The sequence below is a fragment of the Streptomyces solincola genome (assembly GCF_002982015.1).
GTDB lineage: Bacteria > Actinomycetota > Actinomycetes > Streptomycetales > Streptomycetaceae > Streptomyces > Streptomyces solincola.
Genome location: NZ_PVLV01000016.1, coordinates 1 through 21286 on the forward strand (window position 1 = coordinate 1; position 21286 = coordinate 21286).

Genomic DNA, 21286 nt, shown 5'->3' on the forward strand with positions numbered 1-21286 from the left:
GCGCAGGCCCGCGGCTCCGCAGTCCTGTAGTCCCCGCAGCACCCATAGCCCCCATAGCCCCCCATCGTCCCCGAGCCCCCGCGGTCCTGGGGCTCCGCAAGACCCGCAGCACCTCGGCTCATCTGACGCGTGACCGCTCGCGCCGTCGGCCGGCTCCCCACGTCCTGTTGTCCCACTCAATCCGGGAGACGCCCTCGTGGCCACGTTCCTGTACCGACTCGGCCGTGCCGCCTTCCGGCGGCGCCACCTCGTGACCCTGATATGGGTCGCGCTGCTGGCGCTCGCCGGGGTCGGCGCCGCCACCGCGCCCGCCGCGACCTCCAACTCCTTCTCCATCCCCGGCACGGAGGCCCAGCGCGCCTTCGACCTGCTGGAAGAGCGCTTCCCGGCGGCCGGCGCGGACGGCGCCACCGCCCGGGTCGTCTTCCAGGCCCCGGACGGGCAGAAGATGACCGACGAGGCCAACAAGGCGGCCGTCACCAAGGCCGTCGGGGAGCTGCGCGCCGGCTCCGACAAGGTCGCCGACGTCAGCGACCCCTACCAGTCGCAGGCCGTCTCGCGGGACGGCTCCACCGCCTACGCCCAGGTGACCTACGAGGTCAACGGCATGGAGCTGACCGACGCCGACCGCGAGGCGCTCACCGAGACCGGCGAGCAGGCCCGCGAGTCCGGGCTGACCGTGGAGATCGGCGGCGACGCCCTGCAAACCGTCCCGGAGACCGGGGCCGGCGAGATCGTCGGCGTCATCGTCGCCGGACTCGTGCTGATCATCACCTTCGGCTCGCTGGTCGCCGCCGGACTGCCGCTGGTCACCGCGCTGATCGGGGTCGGCATCGGCTCCTCCGCGATCACCGCGCTGGCGAGCGCCCTGGACCTCGGCTCCACCACCGGCATCCTGGCCACCATGATCGGCCTGGCGGTCGGCATCGACTACGCGCTCTTCATCGTCTCCCGCTACCGCGCCGAACTGGCCGAGGGCCGGGAGCGCGAGGAGGCCGCCGGGCGGGCCGTCGGCACCGCCGGTTCGGCCGTGGTCTTCGCCGGACTCACCGTGATCATCGCGCTCGCCGGCCTGGCCGTCGTCAACATCCCGGTGCTCACCAAGATGGGTCTGGCCGCCGCCGGCACCGTCGCCATCGCCGTCCTCATCGCGCTGACCTTCATCCCCGCGCTGCTCGGCTACGCCGGCGCCCGGGTGCACGGCCGCAAGGCCCGCACCCGGCTCGCCCAGGGCGGTTCCGGCGCGGACGCCAAGCCCAACATGGGCACCCGCTGGGCCCGCACCGTGCTGCGCCGCCCGGTCCTGGTGCTGCTGGCCGGCGTGATCGGGCTCGGCGCCGTCGCCGTCCCGGCCGCCTCGCTGGAGGTCGGCCTGCCGGACGACGGGGCCCAGCCCACCTCCACCACCCAGCGCCGCGCCTACGACCTGATCTCCGACGGCTTCGGCCCCGGCGCCAACGGGCCGCTGATGGTCGTGGTCGAGGGCGGCAAGGAGTCCGCGGACCGGGCCGCCGGGCAGATCAAGGGGCTCGACGGGGTCGCCGCGGTCACTCCGCCGGTCTTCAACAAGGAGGGCGACACCTCGATCGTCACCGTGGTCCCGAAGGACCGCCCCTCATCCACCGAGACCGAGGAAGTGGTCCACTCCATCCGGGACACCACCGGCGACGAGGTGCACGTCACCGGCGCGACCGCGATGAACATCGACTTCTCGCAGAAGATGAACGACGCCCTGCTGCCGTACCTGGCGCTCGTCGTCGGCCTGGCGTTCCTGCTGCTGATGGTGGTCTTCCGATCGGTGCTGGTGCCACTGAAGGCGGCGCTCGGCTTCCTGCTGTCGGTGGTCGCGGCGCTCGGCGCGGTGGTCGCGGTCTTCCAGTGGGGCTGGCTGGGCTCGGTGTTCGGCGTCGAGCAGACCGGCCCGATCATGAGCATGATGCCGATCTTCATGGTCGGCGTGGTCTTCGGCCTCGCGATGGACTACGAGGTCTTCCTGGTGACCCGGATGCGCGAGGCGTACGTGCACGGGGAGTCGGCCGACGAGGCGGTCGTCACCGGCTTCCGGCACGGGGCCCGCGTGGTCAGCGCCGCCGCGGTCATCATGATCGCCGTGTTCTCCGGGTTCATCGGCTCCAGCGACCAGATGGTGAAGATGATCGGCTTCGGCCTGGCCATCGCCGTCTTCTTCGACGCCTTCATCGTGCGGATGGCGATCGTCCCGGCGGTGCTGGCCCTGCTAGGCAAGGCTGCCTGGTGGCTGCCGCGCTGGCTGGACCGCGCGCTGCCCAACGTGGACGTCGAGGGCGAGTCGCTGCGCCGCCACGTCGACGGCGATGACGGCGGCGACGGCGGTGACGAGCGGGAGCTGGTCACCGCGGGCGGCGGCGCCGGCCGCTGACGCCCCGCCCCGCCAGGCGCAACGGCCGGGCCCCCGGAGCGGGGGTCCGGCCGTTGCGCGCGTACGCGAGGCGGCTCAGCCGGCCACGGACGGGCGGGTGGCGGGCGCCGCCGCGGTCGAGGCCGCCGCGGTCGGGGTCGCCGCGGTCGGGGCCGCCGAGGTCGAAGCCCTGGGGGCGGCCGTTCCGGCCGCGTAGCTGCGGCGGACGCAGCGCAGCAGCGCCGAGGAGTCGAACTGGACCACCGCGACGGCCTCCGCGTCCGGGGAGTGGAACTCCACGATCACCTGGACCCGGCCGCACGGCCAGATCCCGACGTCACCGCCGCGCGCCGGGGCCCGCAGCCCCTTCTCCACCAGGGCGCGGGGCACCGGCCACTCGGTACCGCCGGGGAAGCAGAAGCGCAGTTCGGGCGGGTCGTCGGCGGGGTTGAAGCGCAGGGCGACGGGCACGGGGCGGGAGAGCGGGCCCTCGGTCACGATCAGCGCCTTGGTGTGGACGACGTGGCCTTCGTCTGCGGGGCCTTCCTCGACGGGATGCATCGGCCGTCTCCTCACGCTCTGCGTAGTCTGTCTCTAATGTCCCACTTTCCTGTGGGTTGTGCCCTCCCCCGCCCGACGTCCTTATTGTGATCCTGCCGCTCTTGCGACCTTCTCGCAGCAAGGCCCATCATCGGAGCCGTCCCTTCCTGGTCGGCTGTCCGAAAGCGGGCTTCGCATGCATGTCCCCGACGGTTTCATCAACGCGCCGGTCTCCGTGGCGGCCGGTGTGGTCGCCGCCGGAGCCGTCGCCGTCGCGCTGCGGGGGGCCCGGAGGGAACTTGGGGGCACCTCCCATGCCGCTAGGCATGGGGGAGAGCGTGCGGCGCCGTTGGCGGGACTGGTCGCCGCGTTCGTCTTCGCGGTGCAGATGTTGAACTTCCCGGTCGCCGCCGGGACCAGCGGCCATCTGCTGGGCGGGGCGCTCGCCGCGATCCTGGTCGGGCCCTACACCGGCGTCCTCGTGGTGTCCGTGGTGCTGCTGATGCAGGCCGTGCTGTTCGCGGACGGCGGGCTGACCGCGCTCGGCGTCAACATCCTGCTGATGGGCGTCGTCACGGTCGTCGTGGCGTACGCCCTCTTCCGCGCCCTGGTGAAGGTGCTGCCCCGCCGGCGCTCCTCGGTGACCGCCGCCTCCTTCCTCGCCGCGCTGGTCTCCGTGCCGGCCGCGGCCGCCGCCTTCACCCTGCTGTACGCGATCGGCGGCACCACCGACGTGCCGGTCGGCACCGTGCTGGCCGCCATGGTCGGCGTCCATGTGCTGATCGGCGTCGGCGAGGCCGTGATCACCGCCGCCACCGTCGGCGCCGTCCTCGCCGTCCGCCCCGACCTGGTGTACGGGGCCAGGGGCCTGACCGCGCCGCTGAAGCTGCGGGTCGGCGGCGAACTGGTGGACGCCCCCGCGCCGGCCCCGCAACCCGCCCCCGTGCGTCCGCCGCGCTCCACCCGCACGGTGTGGGGCGTCGGCGCGGCCACCGCCGTCGTCCTCGCCGCGTTCGTCTCCTTCTACGCCTCGACCAGCCCCGACGGGCTGGAGCGGGTCGCCGCCGACCAGGGCATCGACCGCGAGGTCCGAGACCACGGACTGGCCGGCTCCCCGCTCGCCGACTACGGCGTGGCCGGCATCGACGATCCCCGGCTCTCCGTCGGCCTGGCCGGCGCCATCGGCGTGGCCGGCACCATCGCCGTCGGCACCGGGGTCTTCACCGTGGTCCGCCGCCGCCGCGACGCCCGCCGGCAGGACCGGGGCACCGTCTGACATGGGTGCGGGCCACGCCCACCGGCTCTACCGGCACGCCGAGTCGCCGGTGCACAGGCTGCCGCCGCACTGCAAGCTGACGGCCGTCTTCTGCTTCGTGCTGGTCGTGGTCTGCACCCCCCGCACCGCGCTGTGGGCCTTCGCCGCGTACGCGCTGCTGCTCGCCGCCGTCGCGGCGGCGGCCCGCGTGCCGGCCGGCTTCGTGCTGCGCCGCCTGGTCATCGAGGTGCCGTTCGTCGCCTTCGCGTTCCTGATGCCGTTCGTGGTGCCCGGCGAGCAGATCCGCCTCCTCGGCTTCCTCGACGTCTCCGTGCCCGGACTGTGGGACGCCTGGAACGTGCTGGCCAAGGGCACCCTCGGCGTCACCGCGTCCGTCCTGCTCGCCGCCACCACCGAGCTGCGCGCCCTGCTGCTCGGGCTGGAGCGGTTGAAGCTGCCCCCGCTCATCGTGCAGATCGCCTCCTTCATGATCCGCTACGGGGACGTGGTCACCGACGAGATGCGGCGGATGTCCGTCGCCCGCCGCTCCCGGGGCTTCGAGGCGCGCGGCCCGCGCCACTGGGGCGTGCTCGCCAAGTCGGCCGGCGCGCTGTTCATCCGCTCCTACGAGCGCGGGGAGCGGGTCCACCTGGCCATGCTCAGCCGGGGGTACGCCGGGACCATGCCCGTCATCGACCAGGCGACCGCCTCCCGCGCCCAGTGGACCGCCGCCGCCGCGCTGCCGTCCGCCGCGCTCGCCGTCTGCCTGCTGGGCTGGGCGCTGTGACTTCGGTACGCGGTCTGCCGGACCGGATGCGCGGCCTGCCGGACCCGGTACGCGGTCTGCCGGACCGGGTGCGCGGTCTGCCGGACCGGGTGCGCGGTCTGCCGGACCGGGTGCGCGGTCTGCCGGCCTCCGTACGCGCCAGGCCCGGACGTCTGCTGGGATGGACGCCATGAGCAGCGGTCTCGGCTTTGTGCCCTCCCTCGACGTGCGCGGTCTCGCCTACGCCTACCCCGACGGCCACCAGGCCCTCTTCGGCGTCGACCTGACCGTGGAGCGCGGCGAGCGGGTCGCCCTGCTCGGGCCGAACGGGGCGGGCAAGACCACCCTCGTGCTGCACCTCAACGGCATCCTCACCGCCGGCGCCGGCACGGTCGCCGTCGCCGGTCTGCCCGTCGGCAGGGAGCACCTGGCCGAGATCCGGCGCAAGGTCGGCATCGTCTTCCAGGACCCGGACGACCAGCTCTTCATGCCCACCGTCCGGGAGGACGTGGCGTTCGGCCCGGCCGCCGCCGGGATGCGCGGCGAGCGACTGGAGCGGGCGGTGCGCACCGCGCTGGAGCGGGTCGGCATGGCGGAGTTCGCCGACCGCCCGCCGCACCACCTCTCCTTCGGCCAGCGCCGCCGGGTGGCCGTCGCCACCGTGCTCGTCATGGAGCCGGAGATCCTCGTCCTGGACGAGCCCTCGTCCAACCTCGACCCGGCCTCCCGCCGCGAACTCGCCGATATCGTCCGCTCGTTGGACGTCACCGTGCTGATGGTCACGCACGACCTGCCGTACGCGCTGGAGCTGTGCCCGCGCGCCGTGGTGCTCAGCGAGGGCGCGATCGCCGCCGACGCCCCCACCGGAAAGCTGCTCGCCGACCGCGAACTCATGCGCCGCCACCGGCTTGAGCTGCCGTTCGGCTTCGACCCGGCCGCCACCCCCGCGCCGCCCCGGCGGCCGGGCGCGCGGTAGCCCGTAGCACCATGGGACGGGGCCGGCGGCGGGTGTCGCCGGCCGGCAGCGTACGGCGTACGGCGTACCGCGTACGGCGTACGAGGGGCCGAGCACGAGGAGAGCGAGAGACGTGGACGTCCAGGGCAGTGCGGCGGCGGGCTGGGAGCCGGTCCGGGAGGCGTTCGTCCGCAACTTCGAGCAGCGCGGCGAGCGCGGCGCGGCCGTCGCCGTCTACCGGGACGGCCGCAAGGTGGTCGACCTGTGGGCCGGGACCCGGGACGTCGACGGCGAGGCCCCCTGGGCCGTGGACACCGCGCAGATCGTCCGCTCGGTCACCAAGGGCGTCGCCGCCGCCGTACCGCTGCTGCTGCACCAGCGCGGCCAGCTCGACCTGGACGCGCCCGTCGGCACCTACTGGCCCGAGTTCAAGGCCCGTGGCAAGGAGCGGACGCTGGTGCGCCATCTGCTCGCCCACCAGGCGGGCGTGCCGGTGCTGGACCGCCCGCTGACCCTGGCCGAGGCCGCCGACCCGGCCGCCTCCTCGGCCGCGATCGCCGCCCAGGCGCCCGTCTGGCAGCCCGGCGCCGACCACGGCTACCACCCGCACACCTACAGCTGGCTGATCGGCGCCCTGGTGCAGCGGGTCACCGGCCGTTCGCTGCGCCGCTGGGTCGCCGAGGAGATAGCCCGCCCGCTCGGCCTGGACCTGTGGATCGGGCTGCCCGAGGACGAGGCTCACCGGATCGGCCGGGTCGGCCCGGTCGCCGAGCCGGCCCCCGCCGCCGGCGGCGGACTGAAGCTGCGTCCCAAGCGGGCGGTCGCCGACGCCTACGCCGACCCCGGCTCGCTCACCCGCCGCGCCTTCGCCGCCATCACCCCTGTACCGGACGAGAACGACCCCGCCTACCGGGCCGCCGAACTGGCCGGTTCCACCGGGATCTCCACCGCCCGGGCGCTGGCCCGCTTCTACGCCGCCACCCTGGGCCCGGTCGACGGCCACCGGATGTTCGCCCCGGCCACCTTGGCCATGGCCCGCACGCAGGAGTCCGCCGGACCCGACCGGGTGCTGGTCGTGCCCACCCGTTTCGGCCTGGGCTACATGCTGCACTGCCCGTCGTCCCCGCTGCTCGGCCCCGGCTCCTTCGGCCACCCCGGCCGCGGCGGCTCCCTCGGCTTCGCCGACCCCGAGTCCGGCGTCGCGCTGGGCTACGTCACCAATGGCCTGCGCCAGAACGTCACCGCCGACCCGCGCGCCCAGGCCCTGATCCGCGCGGTGAAGGGAATCGTCACCGCCGGCTGAGCCCCGGGGCCGATGGCCCGGTCGTCAGCCCCGCACCCAGTACCGGACCGTGGCCTCCAGCCCCTCCCGGCCCTCCTCGATCCGCACCACGCACTCCCGGTGCACCGCGAGCGCCCGCCCGCCGCCGGGCGGCGCCAGCGTCAGCCCGAGCGCGCTGACGGCGTCCATGGCCCGCTCCATCAGCCGCTCCTCCGGGTCGTGCGGAGGCAGCGCGTTCCAGGCGTCGAACAGCGGGGCGACCTCGGGCCAGCCCGGCCCGGGAGCGAACGCGTACAGGAAGAACGGCTGGTCGATCCCGGCCGGCTCCAGTTCGCCCACCAGCGTCCCGCCCCGCATCAGCCGCGACGCGCGCTCGGATCCCATCGGCCCGCCCCCTCCGTCCCGGCCGTGCCTCCGGCCCGGCCCCGGCCAGCTTAGGGACGGACGCACACCGCCCCCAGCCCCTTACCGGCCACACCGGCCAGAGCCCCGCAGCCGGACCGAGAACGAGCCGGCCGCCCTGGACGCCGCGCACCGCCGGGCGGCCCGAGCGCGGGCCTCCGTCCCGGCCGCTGCCCGTAGCGGCCCCGCGCTAACGGGCCCCCGCCGCGGCCGCGACCGTCGCCGGGTCCAGCCCGGTCAGCTCGGCGATCCGGTGCGCGGGCAGCCCGGAGGCGACGGCCCGGCGCAGCAGCTCGTCGCGGTCGCCGGCGCAGTTCTGGTACGCCATCAGCTCCGCCTCCACCGAGGAGCGCACCCCGGAGGCGGCCGCCTGGCGCGCCCGGGCCAGCTCCTCGCCGGTCAGCGGCACGGGCAGCCGCTCGGCCTCCTCGGGGATGGCGGGCGTCTCCTCCGGCACCACCAGCCGCAGCGCCGGGGAGTCGGCCGCCACGCCCTGGGCGCCGAACCAGGCCTGCACCGCGGAGGTCTCCAGGCACTCGAGACCGCCGACGGCCGACAGCGGGACGCCTGGCGCGCCGGTGGTGACCCGGCCGTCGGAGAGGTACAGGTAGGCGTCGTCCGTCATGTCCGTCACATCTGCCATGCTCAGCTCACTTCCGCTCGGTACCGGCTGCCCGGTCCCCCTACCCCGGGCCTACCCCGCGATGCCCGGGATCCGCCTCACCCGCCGTGCAGCATCAGCCCGATGCCGACGACCATCAGTCCGGCGGCGGCGAGCCGCGGGGTGCCGAAGCGCTCCTTGAACAGCAGCGTCCCGATCGCCGCGCCCACGATGATCGACGACTCGCGCAGCGCGGCGACCGGGGCGAGCGGCGCCCGGGTCTGGGCCCACAGCACCAGCCCGTACGCGGTGACCGACAGCGCCGCGCCGAGCAGCCCGCGGACGGCGTACGGCCGGAGCTGCCCGGCCAGTTCCGAGCGCCGCTGATACAGCGCGTACGCCGGGATGGCCAGGCCCTCGGCGATCATCAGCCAGGCTGTGTAGCCGAGCGGGGTGCCGGCGGACCGCACCCCCATGCCGTCCACCACGGTGTAGCCGGCGATGGCGAGCCCGGTGGCGAGGGCGGCCAGCAGCGCGGGCCAGTGCGGGGAGCGCCCGGCGCCCCGGATGCCCCAGACCGCGAGCCCCACCAGGCCCGCGCAGGCCACCGCCACCCCGGTGAGCTGCTGCCCGTCGGGGATCTCGTGCACCAGCACGGCCGCCAGCACGGTGACCACCAGCGGGGCCGTGCCGCGGGCGATCGGGTACATCTGCCCGAAGTCGCCGAGCGTGAAGGACCGCATCAGCAGCAGCATGTACGCCACGTGCAGCACCGCCGACAGGCCCAGGTGCGGCCAGGCGGCCGGGGCGGGCAGCGGGGCGAGGCAGGCGAGCACGGCGCCGATCAGCGCCCCGCCGCCGGCGATCAGGGTGAACGAGACGAGCTTGTCCCTGATCTGGTGCGCGATGGCGTTCCAGCTCGCGTGGCTGACCGCGGCGGTCAGCACCGCGCCCGCCACCAGCGGTGTCACGCGGCCCTCTCCCGGACGTCGACGACGGTGGCGCCGGCGTGCGCGACCAGCGCCCCGGACTCCATGGCGAACACCGTGTTCGGGGTGCCGGCCGCGGCCCACACCACCGGGTGCGCGAGCAGCGCGTGGTCGGCCAGCACCCGGGTGCGGGTGCGGTGCCCGAAGGGCGGGACGCCGCCGATGGCGTAACCGGTGGTCTCCCGTACCAGCGCCGCGTCGGCCCGGGTCACGGCGGCGGCGCCCAGCTCCCGGCGCACCCGCTCGGTGTCCACCCGCGAGGAGCCGTCCATGAGGACGAGCACCGGCTCGCCGTCCGCCGCGAAGACCAGGGACTTGACGATCTCGGAGACGTCGCAGCCCACCGCGGCGGCGGCCTCGGCGGCGGTACGCGTGGAGTCCGGGAAGCGCACCACCTCGACGTCGCCCAGTCCCAGTCGCGCCAGCGCCTCCGCGAACCGCGGGTGCGCGGCGCCCTCGGCCCGGCGGTCGGTCTCGGTCGCCTCTCCGGCTTCGGTCTTCGTCCCGGTCCCGGTCGTCGTCCCGGCTTCGGTCTTCGTCCCGGTCTCGGTCCTCGCTCCGGTGTCGCAGTCGCTCATGTCCCGCACGCTAACGTCCACCGCCCCGGCCACGCGAACCGCCGCCGGTTCCGCTTCCGGTTCCGCCGCCGCTTCCGCCCTCGGTTCCGTTCCCGTAGCCGGTTCCGCTTCCGCTCAGCCCTGGGGGCGTCCGCCGCGTACGTCGCCCTACCGGGCGTTCAGCACCGAGGCGACCACCGTGCCCGCCGGGCCGCTGCCGTGGCCGCCGGACTGGACGACGGAGGCGGCGGCCAGGTCGTCCGCGTATCCGGTGAACCAACTGTTGGAGTCGCTCTGCCCGTCGACCTCCGCCGACCCGGTCTTGGCTCCCTTGTCGCCGCTGACCGAGGACATCGCCTTGGCGCCGGTGCCGTCGACCGCGGTGGTGGCCATCATGGCGCGCAGGGCGGACGCGATGGTCCCGGGCAGCGGCTGCGCGGTGGTCAGCTCGCCCTCGATCATCTCCCTGGGCACGAGCACCGGCTGGCGGAAGGCGCCGCTCTTCACGGTCGCCGAGAGGGACGCTGCGCTGAGGGCGTTCATGGTGATCCGGCCCTGCCCGATGTAGGAGGCGGCCGTCTCGGCGCCCTCCGAGGCGGGCACGCTGGCGTCGGCGGAGGGGATTCCGGTGGACCACACGCCGCCGAGGCCGAAGTACTTGCGGGCGGTCTGGCCCAGGGCGGTGTCCTCCACGCCCTTGGCGTTCAGCGGGCCCACCGCCTTGATGAAGAAGGTGTTGCAGGAGCGGCGAAAGCTGTCGGTGAAGGTGCCGTCCGCGATCGAGAAGTTGTTGATGTTGTGGAAGGTGCGCCCCTTCCACATCACGTCCTTGGGGCATTCGACCCGCGAGGACGGTCCGTCGACCACGCCCTGGTCCAGGATCATCGCCGCGGTCACGATCTTCATCGTGGAGCCGGGGGCCTGCGCCCCCTGCATCGCGGTGTTGAACCCGCCCGCCGGGCTGTTGGCGACCGCGCTGATCTCGCCCGTGCTGGGCCGTATCGCGACCACCGAGGCCCGGTCGTACTTCTTCACCGCCCGCTCGGCGGCGGCCTGGACGTCGGCGTCCAGCGTCGTCTGTAGCTTGAACGGCTTCCCCTGGGTGAGGATGAGCAGCGTCTGGTTCGGCGCGTCGGCGTCGGCCGGCTCGATCCAGGTCTCGACGCCGGCCCGGTCCCCGGCCCCGTCCGCGTACCGCTCGCGCAGCGTGTCCAGCACGGTGGCCAGCGACGGGTACCGCTCGGCGGTCAGCTCCCGGCCCTCGCGGTCCACCGCCTGGATCGGGGCGCTTTCCGCCTCGCCGGTGCGCAGGGTCGCGCCCTCGGTCAGCTTCGGGTGCAGCACCGCCGGCCGCCAGTCCACCAGGGCCCGACCGCTGCTCTTGCCGCGCACCACGGTCAGCTCCGAGGCGTACGCCAGCTCCTTCTGGTGTCCCTTGAAGCTGACCGTCGCCTTGACCGTGTACGGCACGGTGTCGCCGCTCGCCGCCCCGGGGGTGATCACGGCCTTCGCCACGTGTCCGGCCTCGCGGAGGCCGCGCACCGCCTCGGCGGCCGCCGCCGGATCGTCGGTCAGCGTCGCCGCCGCGTCCGCGTCCCCCTTCGCCCACGCGGCCAGGAAGTCCCGCGAGACCGTCTCGACCTCATCGCCCGTGACCGCCCCGGACGCCTTCAGCGGGGCGGCGTCCACCGGGCTCCCCGCGCCGTCGGAGTCCCCGCCCAGCAGCTCCAGGCCCGCGAACCCGACACCGGCCGCCACCAGCACGAACACGCCGCCGATGACGGCGGTCCTCCCTCCGCTGCGCATGGTGCAGTCCCCTCCCCTGGAGCCCCCGTCTGGATGCCCGTGCAGTCGATCCACATCTGCTTGAACGTGTTCAAGTCAGCGATACGTCTGCACTCTACGTGGCCGTTTGTCACCCCAGAGCCCCCAGAAGCGATCGTTACCCGACCGGAACGCGCTCCCGCTCGCCCCTCGCCCGGCCCCGCCCCTCCGCCCCAGCCCTCGTCCAGGCATGCTCCGGGCATCCTCCAACCTGCGGTCCGCAAGCTGACGGAGCGCCGGACGCAGGTCCGGGGCGCTGACCCACGGAGTGACATGTCCCCCTTGCGCACCACCCCCCGGCGACACGCGACCCGAGCGGGCCTCCTCGGCTGCCTGCTCCTGCTGCTGGCCCCCGCCGTCTGCGGGCAGGCCCAGGCCGGCACCGGGCACGGCACGGACCGGGGCGGGCGCGCCGTCGCACCCCAGTCCCCGGCCCAGCACCAGCAGGCCGCGCTCCGGCGCTGGACGGAGGAGCGGCCCCTTCCCCGGGACGTCGACGCCTCGGACCCGCGCCGGCTCCTCAGGTGGGTCGAGGACGCCCGGCACCGACTCGTCCGCCCGCGCGGTCTGCCCGGACTGTGCTACACCACCGCGTACTCCGCCCTGCGGACGCTGGCCGGGCGCCCGACCGTTCCCACCGTCCCCCTGGGCGCCACCAGGCAGGAGTACGACTCCTTCGCCGACGAGGCCGGGCGCACCGCGCGCCTCGGCCGGCCCGAACTGCGGGACGCCACCGTCGCCGACATCGAGCGGCGGCTCGGCCGCGAACCGCTCGGCACCCTGTACGAGATCCGGGCCTGGGAGGGTGACCGCGGGCACGCGGTGCTCGCGCTCCGCGACCGGCACTCCGGGCAGGTCCTCTTCGCCGACCCGGAGAACACCGTGAGCGGGGACGCCGAGGCCATGTCCGACTTCTGGAGCCAGATCGGCTACACGCACTTCACGGCCTGGCGGTTCGGCCGCACCAAGCGCCGGTGAGGCGCCCGGCCGCCTCTCCCTCCGCTAGACCCAGGTGTCCAGCCACATCCGCCCCCGCCAGTCGTCCAGCGGGATGGGCTGGGCGGTGAACAGGGGGAAGAAGTAGATGAAGTTCCATACGATCAGCAGGACCAGCACGCCGACGCCGACGGCGCCGAGGGTGCGGCGGCGTTCGGCGGCCGGGCCGGTGCCGGGCGGGCCGAGGAGGGCGCCGGCGAGCATGGCGACGGCGAGGCAGAGGAACGGCACGAAGACGACCGCGTAGAAGAGGAAGATCGTGCGCTCCTGGTAGTGGAACCAGGGCAGCCAGCCGGCCGCGACGCCGCAGAGGATCGCGCCGGCCCGCCAGTCGCGGCGGAAGAGCCAGCGCCACAGGACGTAGGCGAGGGCGAAACAGGCCGCCCACCACAGCAGCGGGGTGCCGATGGCGAGGACCTCGCGGGCGCACTTCTCGGCGGTGCCGGCCGGGCACCCGTCGGCGCCGGGGGCCGGGTCCTCGTAGAAGTAGGAGACCGGGCGGCCCAGGACGATCCAGCTCCACGGGTTGGACTGGTAGGTGTGCCCGGAGGTCAAATCCACATGGAACTGGTAGACCTGCGTCTCGTAGTGCCACAGGCTGCGCAGCCAGTCCGGCAGCCAGGACCACGGGCCGCCCCTGCCCTCGGTGGCCGCCCAGTCGCGGAAGTAGCCGCGGTCGGTGGCGATCCAGCCGGACCAGGAGGCCAGGTAGGTGGCGAGCGCCACGGGCACGGTGGAGACGAAGGCGGGGACCAGGTCGCGGCGGAGCACGGTGACGTAGGGGCGGACCGCACCCGCGGTGCGGCGGGCGCCCACGTCCCACAGGACGGTCATCAGGCCGAACGCCGCCAGGACGAACAGGCCGTTCCACTTGGTGGCCGCCGCCAGCCCCAGCATCAGCCCGGCGGTCAGCCGCCACGGGCGCACGCCGAGTCCCAGCCGGGCCGCGACGTCGGCATCGGGGCGCAGCACGCCCTCGGCCGCGTCGAAGGGGAGGGCGGCGGCGAGCCGGGCGCGGGCGCGGTCCCGGTCCACCAGCAGGCAGCCGAACGCGGCCACCACGAAGAACATGACGACCAGGTCGAGCAGCGCGGTGCGGCTCATCACGAAGTGCAGCCCGTCCACCGCGAGCAGCGCGCCCGCCAGGCAGCCGAGGAACGTCGAGCGGAACAGCCGCCGCCCGATCCGGCAGAGCATCAGCACCGACAGCGTGCCGAGCACCGCCATCATGAACCGCCAGCCGAACGGGTCGAACCCGAACATCCACTCGCCGAGCCCGATCACCCACTTCCCGACCGGCGGGTGCACGACATAGCCGGGATCGGCCGGCACCGGGACCGCGTCCGGGTTCGCCAGGATCGACTTGTCGACGTCTTTCGGCCAAGACCCCTCGTAGCCCTGGTGGATCAGCGCCCAGGCGTCCTTCGCGTAGTACGTCTCGTCGAATATCACCGCCTTCGGCTCGCCCAGGCGCCAGAACCGCAGCACCCCGGCGACCAGCGCCACCAGCAGCGGACCGCCCCACGCCCACAGCCGCCACACCCGCTCGGCCCCGTCCGGTCCCATACCGAACAGCGCCCAGAGCCGTGTCGACGGGCGGGCGTACGGCGGTACCAGCCGCTCCCGCAGTCCCGCCGACGCCGGCGGCGCATAGCCGAAGCGGCGCAGGCGGTGCCGCCACGACGGCGGCTCCGCCCCGGCGTCGGGCCCGTGCACAGCCTCAGCAGCCTCAGGCGCAGTCTTGGTCACCGCGCCATCGTAGGGAACCGGCCTGTGCGCGTCGTGCGTCCGGGCTGCGAGGATGACCCGTGTGACAGGAACGGACTGGGACGCGGAGACAGAAAACCGTACGGATGAGGCGGCGGCGCCCGGCGCGCCCCAGCACACCGGCGCGGGCGGCGTGCTGGTGCTCGCCGGCACGCCGATCGGGGACACCGCCGACGCCCCGCCGCGGCTGGCCGCCGAGCTGGCCGCCGCCGACGTGGTCGCCGCCGAGGACACCCGGCGGCTGCGCCGGCTGACCGGCGCGCTGGGCGTGCAGCCCACCGGCCGGATCGTGTCGTACTTCGAGGGCAACGAGTCCGCCCGCACCCCCGAGCTGGTGGAGGCGCTGGCGGGCGGGGCCCGGGTGCTGCTGGTCACCGACGCGGGCATGCCGTCCGTCTCCGACCCCGGCTACCGGCTGGTCGCCGCCGCCGTGGAGCGGGACGTCAAGGTCACCGCCGTGCCCGGCCCGTCCGCCGTGCTGACCGCGCTGGCGCTGTCCGGACTGCCGGTGGACCGCTTCTGCTTCGAGGGCTTCCTGCCGCGCAAGGCGGGCGAGCGGCTCGGCCGGTTGCGCGAGGTCGCCGGTGAGCGCCGCACCCTGGTCTACTTCGAGGCCCCGCACCGGCTCGACGACACCCTCGCGGCGATGGCCGAGGTGTTCGGGGCCGAGCGGCGGGCCGCCGTCTGCCGGGAGCTGACGAAGACCTACGAGGAGGTCAAGCGCGGCCCGCTGGCCGAGCTGGCCCGCTGGGCGGCCGACGGCGTACGCGGTGAGATCACCGTCGTGGTGGAGGGCGCGCCCGAGCCGGGACCGGCCGATCTCGACCCGGCCGAGCTGGTGCGCAGGGTGCGGGTGCGCGAGGAGGCGGGGGAGCGGCGCAAGGAGGCCATCGCGGCGGTCGCCGTCGAGGCGGGCCTACCCAAGCGCGAGGTCTTCGATGCCGTCGTGGCGGCAAAGAACGCCTCTCCGGAAGGCTCCGCGAACGGTAAAGCCCTATCGTGAAAAGCAAAGAGAACACCCCGGAAGGGGCCTTTCGGGGGCCTTCCGGTATGGGAAGCCCCAAATCGGTTCGATGAATCGGCAGATGCCTTAGCGCTCCCGCCGGTGAGGGCGTCCACTGTCATCAGCGGCCCGTCGCGGAAGGTCCCTCCTCTGGGACCCGCCTGCGGGCGGGCGGCGGCGGACTCCTCGACGCGACGGGTCCGCCGTGGTCCTCAGTGGAAGGAGCCGGCATGACCGAGATCGCGAGCACCCCGGTCGGACACGAGGCGTACGCCTTCGCCTGCCTGAAGTGCGGGCACGGCTGGGAGCAGGCGTACGACATAGAGCACCACACCGACGTCAGCGGCCACGAGTTCGTGGTCTACCGCGCGGACGGCGGACGGCGGGTCGCCTCGCCGCTGTCCCAGCCCGCCTGCGACAACTGCGGCAGCCACGTGGTGCGCATCATGCGCTCCGGCCAGGTCTCCTCGGTCCTCGACCTGCTCGCCCGCCAGGCCGCCGTGCCGGCCGCCGGCCCCCTCCCGGCGGTGTACCCCTCCGCCGCGTCCGCGCCGGAGCCCGCGGCGTCCGAGCCCGCCGCCGCTGTCGACGCCGCCCCCACCGGCCGGCGCAAGGAGCCGCACCACTGGCACCTGTCGGACCTGCTGCACGCCTTCCACCGGAAGTAGCCCTTCCACCGGAAGTAGTCCTTCCACCGCCACGGTCCTTCCACCGCAGGCAGCCGCCCGGGGCCGAGCGGGGCCGCCCGGGGGCTGCCGCGGCACGGTCTTTCGTACGATCAGGGCATGAGTGCCAAGGACGCCCCGCCGCCGCTGCCCGAACCTCTCGGTGTACCGGTCGCCGACTCCCACACCCACCTGGACATGCAGCCCGGCACCGTCGAGGAGGCCCTCGCCAGGGCCGCCGCGGTCGGCGTCGACACGGTCGTCCAGGTGGGCTGCGACCTCAAGGGCTCCCGCTGGGCCGCGGAGACGGCCGCCGCCCACGCCGCCGTGCACGCGGCGGTGGCACTGCACCCCAACGAGGCCCCGCGGATCGTCCACGGGGACGAGGACGGCTGGTCCCGTCAGGGGGCCCGGGAGGCCGGCGGGGACGCGGCCCTGGACGACGCCCTCGCCGAGATCGACCTGCTGGCCGCGCTGCCGCAGGTGCGGGCCGTCGGCGAGACCGGGCTCGACTACTTCCGCACCGGCCCGGAGGGCATGGCCGCGCAGGAACGCTCCTTGCGCGCCCACATCGAGATCGCCAAGCGGCACGGCAAGGCCCTGGTCATCCACGACCGCGAAGCGCACGCGGACGTGCTGCGCGTCCTCGCCGAGGAAGGCGCCCCGGAGCGGACCGTCTTCCACTGCTACTCGGGCGACGCCGAGATGGCCCGCGCCTGCGCGGACGCCGGCTACTTCATGTCCTTCGCCGGCAACGTCACCTTCAAGAACGCCCAGCCTCTGCGGGACGCCCTCGCGGTCGCCCCGCTGGAGCTGGTCCTGGTGGAGACGGACGCCCCCTTCCTCACCCCCGCGCCCTACCGCGGCCGGCCCAACGCGCCGTACCTGATCCCGATCACGGTGCGCGCGATGGCCCAGGTGCGGGGCGTCGACGAGGAGACGATGGCGAGCGCGATCGCCGTCAACACCGCGCGCGCCTTCGACTACTGAGGGCGGCGCGCCCGTCCGCGGACTCCGCCACACCGCGTGACCGTGACGTTTGGGAGAGTGACCGGGCCTCCGCTAGGGTCCCGGCCTCGTGAGCACCTCCGCCACGTACGCGTACGAGTACGAGCCCGCGCCCGGCTTCGGCCCGCCGCCGGTGATCGACGACCACCGCCCCGCGCCCGCGCCGCCGGAGCCGTCGTACGGGCGCGCGTACGGGAGCGGGGAGCCGTCGTACGGGCCTCAGGCGGCCCCGCCGTACCCGCAGCCCGAGTCGCCCTACCCGCTGCACGGGTCGCCGTCGCCCTACCCGCTGCACGGGTCGCCGCCGCCTCCGGCCCCCGCGCCGCCGTCCCCGATCTCCGGGCCGCCGGCCGCCGGACGGACCGGGGCCGCCGGACGACGGCGGCGGGCTGCCGAGCCGAGCGGGCCGGAGGGGCTGTGGCGGCTGGTCCCGCAGGCGCTCGTGGTCGCCTTCCTGGCCGGCGGCACCACCGCCTTCGTCGCCGACGACAAGGCGGTCGAGCTGACCGTGGACGGCGGCCCGCCCCGCACCCTGCACACCTTCGCCGACGACGTCTCCGAACTGCTGGAGGAGGAGGGCCTGACGGCCGGCCCGCACGACACCGTCACCTCCCGCGCGGCCGGCGGCGCGCTCGCCGACGGCGACGCGGTCGAGCTGCGCTACGGCCGGCCCATCGCCCTCACCCTGGACGGCCGCCGCCGCGAACTGTGGACCACCGCGCACACCGTGGAGGAGGCCCTGCGCCGGATCGGCGTACGGGCCTCCGGCGCGTACCTCTCCACTCCCCGCACCGCCCCCGTCCCGCGCTCCGGACTCACCCTGGTCGTGCGGACCGAGCGCGCGGTGACCTTCCTCGCCGACGGGCGCGAGCGCACCGTCCGCACCAACGCCGCCACCGTCGGCGAGGCGCTCGCCCAGGCCGGGATCACCCTGGCCGGGCAGGACACCACCTCCGTACCGCCCGGCAGCTTCCCGCACGACGGCCAGACCGTCACCGTCATGCGGATCACCGACGGGCGCGAGGTGCGCGAGGAACCGGTGCCGTACGCCGTCGAGCGGACCGCAGACCCGGAGCTGTACGCCGGTACGGAGGTGGTGGAGCGCCAGGGCCGGGCGGGCGTGCGCCGCATCACCTACGCCCTGCGCACCGTCAACGGCGTCCGGCAGCGGCCCCGGGTGGTCGCCGACGAGATCGTCCGCGAACCGGTCAGCCGGCTGGTGCGGGCGGGCAGCCGCCCCCGACCGGCGGTCACCGCCGTCGCCGGCGCGGACGGCCTGGACTGGGCGGCGCTGGCGGCCTGCGAGTCCGGCGGCCGGGCGGACGCGGTGGACCCCTCGGGCACCTACGGCGGGCTGTACCAGTTCGACCCGGGGACCTGGCGGGCGCTCGGCGGCAGCGGCACCGCGCAGCAGGCGCCCGCCGCCGAGCAGACCTACCGGGCGAAGAAGCTGTACGTGCAGCGCGGCGCGAGCCCCTGGCCGCACTGCGGCGGCCGGCTGCGGGGATGAGGCCGTGTGGCGGGTCAGGGCGGCGTGGTGGGGCGGGGCCGTCTCCGGTGGACCGGGGCCGTGTGGTGGGATGCCGCCGTCCGTTGACGGGCGCCGTCCCCCCGCCCCGTAGGCTGTATCGGTGAGCACCACTGAGCCCGACGCCCTCCTCGGCCCCGCCGACATCCGCGAGCTGGCCGCCGCGCTGGGCGTGCGGCCGACCAAGCAGCGCGGCCAGAACTTCGTCATCGACGCCAACACCGTGCGCCGCATCGTGCGCACCGCCGAGGTCCGGCCGGACGACGTCGTCGTGGAGGTCGGCCCCGGGCTCGGCTCTCTCACCCTCGCGCTGCTCGAAGCCGCCGACCGGGTCACCGCCGTCGAGATCGACGACGTGCTGGCCGCCGCGCTCCCCTCCACCGTCGCGGCCCGCATGCCCGCCCGCGCCGACCGCTTCTCGCTCGTCCACTCCGACGCGATGCTGGTCGACGAACTGCCCGCCCCCGCGCCCACCGCCCTGGTCGCCAACCTCCCCTACAACGTCGCCGTGCCGGTCCTCCTCCACATGCTGGACCGCTTCCCGACGATCGAGCGCACCCTCGTCATGGTCCAGGCGGAGGTCGCCGACCGGCTCGCCGCGCGCCCCGGCAACAAGGTCTACGGAGTGCCCTCGGTCAAGGCCAACTGGTACGCGGAGGTCAAACGGGCCGGCGCCATCGGCCGCAACGTCTTCTGGCCGGCCCCCAACGTCGACTCCGGCCTGGTCTCCCTGGTCCGCCGCACCGCCCCCGTGGCCACCACCGCCACCAAGCGCGAGGTCTTCTCCGTCATCGACGCGGCCTTCGCCCAGCGCCGCAAGACCCTGCGGGCCGCGCTCGCCGGGTGGGCCGGCTCCCCGGCCGCCGCCGAGCGGGCCCTGACCGCCGCCGGCGTCTCCCCGCAGGCGCGCGGGGAATCCCTCACCGTCGAAGAGTTCGCCCGGATCGCGGAGGCCAAGGAAGCGTGAGCACCACCACCGATAGGCGTACGTCGGTGACCGTCCGGGTCCCCGCCAAGGTCAACGTCCGACTGGCCGTGGGCGGCGCCCGCCCCGACGGCTACCACGACCTCGCCAACGTGTTCCTCGCCGTCTCCCTGTACGACGAGGTGACGGCCGTGGAGTCACCCGGCGGGGTACGGGTGACCTGCTCGGGCCCCGACGCCCACCAGGTGCCCCTGGACCGCACCAACCTCGCCGCCCGTGCCGCCGAGGCGCTCGCCGCCCGGCACGGCATCGCACCCGACGTGCACCTGCACATCGCCAAGGACATCCCGGTCGCCGGCGGCATGGCGGGCGGCAGCGCCGACGGCGCCGCCGCCCTCCTCGCCTGCGACACCCTCTGGGGCCTGTCCACCCCCCGCGAGGAACTCCTCTCCCTCTGCGCCGACCTGGGCAGCGACGTGCCCTTCTCCCTCCTCGGCGGCGCCGCCCTCGGCACCGGCCGCGGCGAACACCTCACCGCCCTGCCGGTCGGCGGCGACTTCCACTGGGTCTTCGCCGTCGCCGACGGCGGCCTCTCCACCCCCGCCGTCTACGCCGAGTTCGACCGCCTCACCGCCGGCGCCCTCGCCGCCCTCGTCTCCGGCTCCGGCCCCACCACCGCCTTCCTGGTCGAGGACCCCGCCGCGGCAGCGCAGGTCGCCGCCGCCCTCCTGGCCTCGGGAACCTGCCGCACCGCCCGGATCGCCACCTCCCCGGCCCAGGGCGCAGTGGTGGTGAGCGGCACGGCCTGACGACCGGTTGCCTCACCGCATGCCCTACGGACGAGGCCGGGGCCCGTCGGCCGGCACCGGCCTCGGCATCCCCTGGATCGTCTCACCCGTGAGCAGGCTGACGCCTTCGACCACTGCGACGCCCTTGCCGACGGGGCGATCTCCTACGTGCTGGCCCCGGACGATCCGGCGGCTCACCCGCAGAGCGCGGACTCCGGTCCACTCCGGGAGCTGGCCTGCGACATCGAGCCTCCGACCCTCTTGGACGCTGTCGCCGACGCCGTAAGCGCATCCGGCTCATCCACGGACTGCGGGCGTCGGTGTCAGCCTGCCCGACACCGTGACCCTCGACGAAGCCGCTCAGCGCAGTGGACAGACCGTGCAATCGCTGGACCGGCTCTCCAGGGACCCCCACTTCCCGGCGCCCGAATCCGACGAAGGAACGGTGTTCTACCGGTGGTGCCAGGTCCTTGCGTTCCTGAGGGGCATCGGCGAACCGGTGCCCGACGTTCCGCAGGACATGGCGATCGCGGAACGGGCCCTCCGGCTCGTCGACGCACTCGACGGCGTCCATGTCTCCCCGGGGACGCTCAGGGCACTGGGTCTGCCGGTCGACTGAGCGCCTCGAAGGGGAGGGGCTCCAGGGGGCAGGATCACCGTCCCGGCCCTAGTGACCCACCCGCACCGTCCGCTTCGCCCGCTCGAAGGCCGGGAGCATGGCCTGGTGTTCGGCGGCGTCGAGGCCGCCGAGGTGGAGGATGACGGGGCCCTTGGGGGTGGCGACCGCGAGGGCGCGTTCGGGTTTGGCGCCGAGGATGTCGTCGGTGACGGTGTAGGCGACCTCGGTGGAGGCGTTGGAGGGGGCGCCGGGGAGGTCCGGGGTGGTGTAGCGGGCCTTCGCGGCGCCCTTCTCGTCGGTGACGAAGGCGGTCAGGGCCTCGCGGGGGCGGGTGTCCGGGGCCGTGTCGGGGCCGGGGACGTAGACGCGGAGGAAGCCGATGTGGCCGGCGGGCTTCGCGTCCAGTTCGCAGCGGACGTCCAGGGTGCCCTGGCGGAAC

General features: G+C 74.7%; 22 protein-coding genes. 14 read left to right on the forward strand and 8 right to left on the reverse strand.

All coding sequences use genetic code 11. From position 1 onward, the window contains the following. Positions 1–196: 196 nt before the first annotated feature. Positions 197–2398 carry an MMPL family transporter gene (locus C6N75_RS01180; protein WP_105866945.1) on the forward strand — a complete coding sequence of 734 codons (2202 nt, stop codon included), beginning with the start codon at positions 197–199 and terminating at the stop codon, positions 2396–2398. 75 nt (positions 2399–2473) lie between these two features. Here C6N75_RS01180 and C6N75_RS01185 read toward each other — a convergent pair whose 3' ends face one another. Further along, entirely contained in the window at positions 2474–2938 is a 465-nt protein-coding gene (locus C6N75_RS01185) for an SsgA family sporulation/cell division regulator (protein ID WP_105866946.1), read from the reverse strand. 175 nt (positions 2939–3113) lie between these two features. On the opposite strand from C6N75_RS01185, the gene C6N75_RS01190 reads away from it, so the two are divergent. From C6N75_RS01190 to C6N75_RS01205, 5 genes are all read left to right on the forward strand, one after another. Further along, positions 3114–4193, forward strand: coding sequence for an energy-coupling factor ABC transporter permease (locus tag C6N75_RS01190; protein WP_105866947.1), 1080 nt, complete (start codon positions 3114–3116; stop codon positions 4191–4193). Position 4194: 1 nt separating this feature from the next. After that, positions 4195–4959, forward strand: a complete 765-nt coding sequence (cbiQ, locus tag C6N75_RS01195; protein ID WP_105866948.1) for a cobalt ECF transporter T component CbiQ — start codon at positions 4195–4197, stop codon at positions 4957–4959. After that, positions 4956–5132, forward strand: coding sequence for a hypothetical protein (locus C6N75_RS30360; protein ID WP_181160277.1), 177 nt, complete (start codon positions 4956–4958; stop codon positions 5130–5132). The genes cbiQ and C6N75_RS30360 overlap by 4 nt, the downstream gene beginning before the upstream one ends. Then, positions 5129–5914, forward strand: coding sequence for an energy-coupling factor ABC transporter ATP-binding protein (locus C6N75_RS01200; protein ID WP_105866961.1), 786 nt, complete (start codon positions 5129–5131; stop codon positions 5912–5914). Before C6N75_RS30360 ends, C6N75_RS01200 begins: the two co-directional genes overlap by 4 nt. Positions 5915–6026: 112 nt before the next feature. After that, on the forward strand, positions 6027–7196 hold the full coding sequence (locus C6N75_RS01205; RefSeq protein WP_105866949.1) for a serine hydrolase domain-containing protein: 1170 nt from the start codon (positions 6027–6029) through the stop codon (positions 7194–7196). Positions 7197–7220: 24 nt separating this feature from the next. On the opposite strand, the gene C6N75_RS01210 is transcribed toward C6N75_RS01205, so the two are convergent. From C6N75_RS01210 to C6N75_RS01230, 5 genes are all read right to left on the reverse strand, one after another. Then, a complete protein-coding gene (locus tag C6N75_RS01210; protein ID WP_105866950.1) occupies positions 7221–7559 on the reverse strand; it encodes a hypothetical protein in 339 nt (112 codons plus the stop codon). Positions 7560–7767: 208 nt separating this feature from the next. Beyond that, positions 7768–8202, reverse strand: a complete 435-nt coding sequence (locus C6N75_RS01215; protein ID WP_105866951.1) for a DUF6003 family protein — start codon at positions 8200–8202, stop codon at positions 7768–7770. Positions 8203–8297: 95 nt separating this feature from the next. Continuing rightward, positions 8298–9149, reverse strand: coding sequence for an EamA family transporter (locus tag C6N75_RS01220; RefSeq protein WP_105866952.1), 852 nt, complete (start codon positions 9147–9149; stop codon positions 8298–8300). Continuing rightward, positions 9146–9745, reverse strand: a complete 600-nt coding sequence (locus C6N75_RS01225; protein ID WP_105866962.1) for a YbaK/EbsC family protein — start codon at positions 9743–9745, stop codon at positions 9146–9148. The genes C6N75_RS01220 and C6N75_RS01225 overlap by 4 nt, the downstream gene beginning before the upstream one ends. 147 nt (positions 9746–9892) lie before the next feature. Beyond that, positions 9893–11530 carry a penicillin-binding transpeptidase domain-containing protein gene (locus tag C6N75_RS01230; RefSeq protein WP_105866953.1) on the reverse strand — a complete coding sequence of 546 codons (1638 nt, stop codon included), beginning with the start codon at positions 11528–11530 and terminating at the stop codon, positions 9893–9895. 291 nt (positions 11531–11821) lie between these two features. Between C6N75_RS01230 and C6N75_RS01235 the strand changes: the two genes are divergently transcribed. Continuing rightward, on the forward strand, positions 11822–12526 hold the full coding sequence (locus C6N75_RS01235) for a hypothetical protein (RefSeq protein WP_105866954.1): 705 nt from the start codon (positions 11822–11824) through the stop codon (positions 12524–12526). A gap of 24 nt (positions 12527–12550) precedes the next feature. On the opposite strand, the gene C6N75_RS01240 is transcribed toward C6N75_RS01235, so the two are convergent. After that, positions 12551–14293, reverse strand: coding sequence for a dolichyl-phosphate-mannose--protein mannosyltransferase (locus tag C6N75_RS01240; protein ID WP_105866955.1), 1743 nt, complete (start codon positions 14291–14293; stop codon positions 12551–12553). A 151-nt stretch (positions 14294–14444) separates the two neighbouring features. Between C6N75_RS01240 and rsmI the strand changes: the two genes are divergently transcribed. The 7 genes from rsmI (at position 14445) to C6N75_RS01275 (ending at position 20847) form a co-directional block, all read left to right on the forward strand. After that, entirely contained in the window at positions 14445–15314 is an 870-nt protein-coding gene (gene rsmI, locus C6N75_RS01245; RefSeq protein ID WP_105866963.1) for a 16S rRNA (cytidine(1402)-2'-O)-methyltransferase, read from the forward strand. 230 nt (positions 15315–15544) lie between these two features. After that, a complete protein-coding gene (locus C6N75_RS01250; RefSeq protein WP_105866956.1) occupies positions 15545–15982 on the forward strand; it encodes a hypothetical protein in 438 nt (145 codons plus the stop codon). Positions 15983–16099: 117 nt separating this feature from the next. Then, positions 16100–16969, forward strand: a complete 870-nt coding sequence (locus C6N75_RS01255; protein WP_105866957.1) for a TatD family hydrolase — start codon at positions 16100–16102, stop codon at positions 16967–16969. 280 nt (positions 16970–17249) lie between these two features. Next, positions 17250–18497 carry a ubiquitin-like domain-containing protein gene (locus tag C6N75_RS01260; protein ID WP_456340824.1) on the forward strand — a complete coding sequence of 416 codons (1248 nt, stop codon included), beginning with the start codon at positions 17250–17252 and terminating at the stop codon, positions 18495–18497. Positions 18498–18618: 121 nt separating this feature from the next. Beyond that, positions 18619–19482: a 16S rRNA (adenine(1518)-N(6)/adenine(1519)-N(6))-dimethyltransferase RsmA gene (rsmA, locus tag C6N75_RS01265; protein ID WP_105866958.1), complete on the forward strand. Its 864-nt coding sequence runs from the start codon at positions 18619–18621 to the stop codon at positions 19480–19482. After that, on the forward strand, positions 19479–20249 hold the full coding sequence (locus C6N75_RS01270) for a 4-(cytidine 5'-diphospho)-2-C-methyl-D-erythritol kinase (RefSeq protein ID WP_105866959.1): 771 nt from the start codon (positions 19479–19481) through the stop codon (positions 20247–20249). The genes rsmA and C6N75_RS01270 overlap by 4 nt, the downstream gene beginning before the upstream one ends. Before the next feature lie 319 nt (positions 20250–20568). Beyond that, positions 20569–20847, forward strand: a complete 279-nt coding sequence (locus C6N75_RS01275) for a hypothetical protein (protein WP_105866960.1) — start codon at positions 20569–20571, stop codon at positions 20845–20847. A 48-nt stretch (positions 20848–20895) separates the two neighbouring features. On the opposite strand, the gene C6N75_RS30365 is transcribed toward C6N75_RS01275, so the two are convergent. Further along, positions 20896–21286: lipoprotein (locus tag C6N75_RS30365; RefSeq protein WP_258177163.1), on the reverse strand; the 391-nt coding region annotated here is incomplete at its 5' end.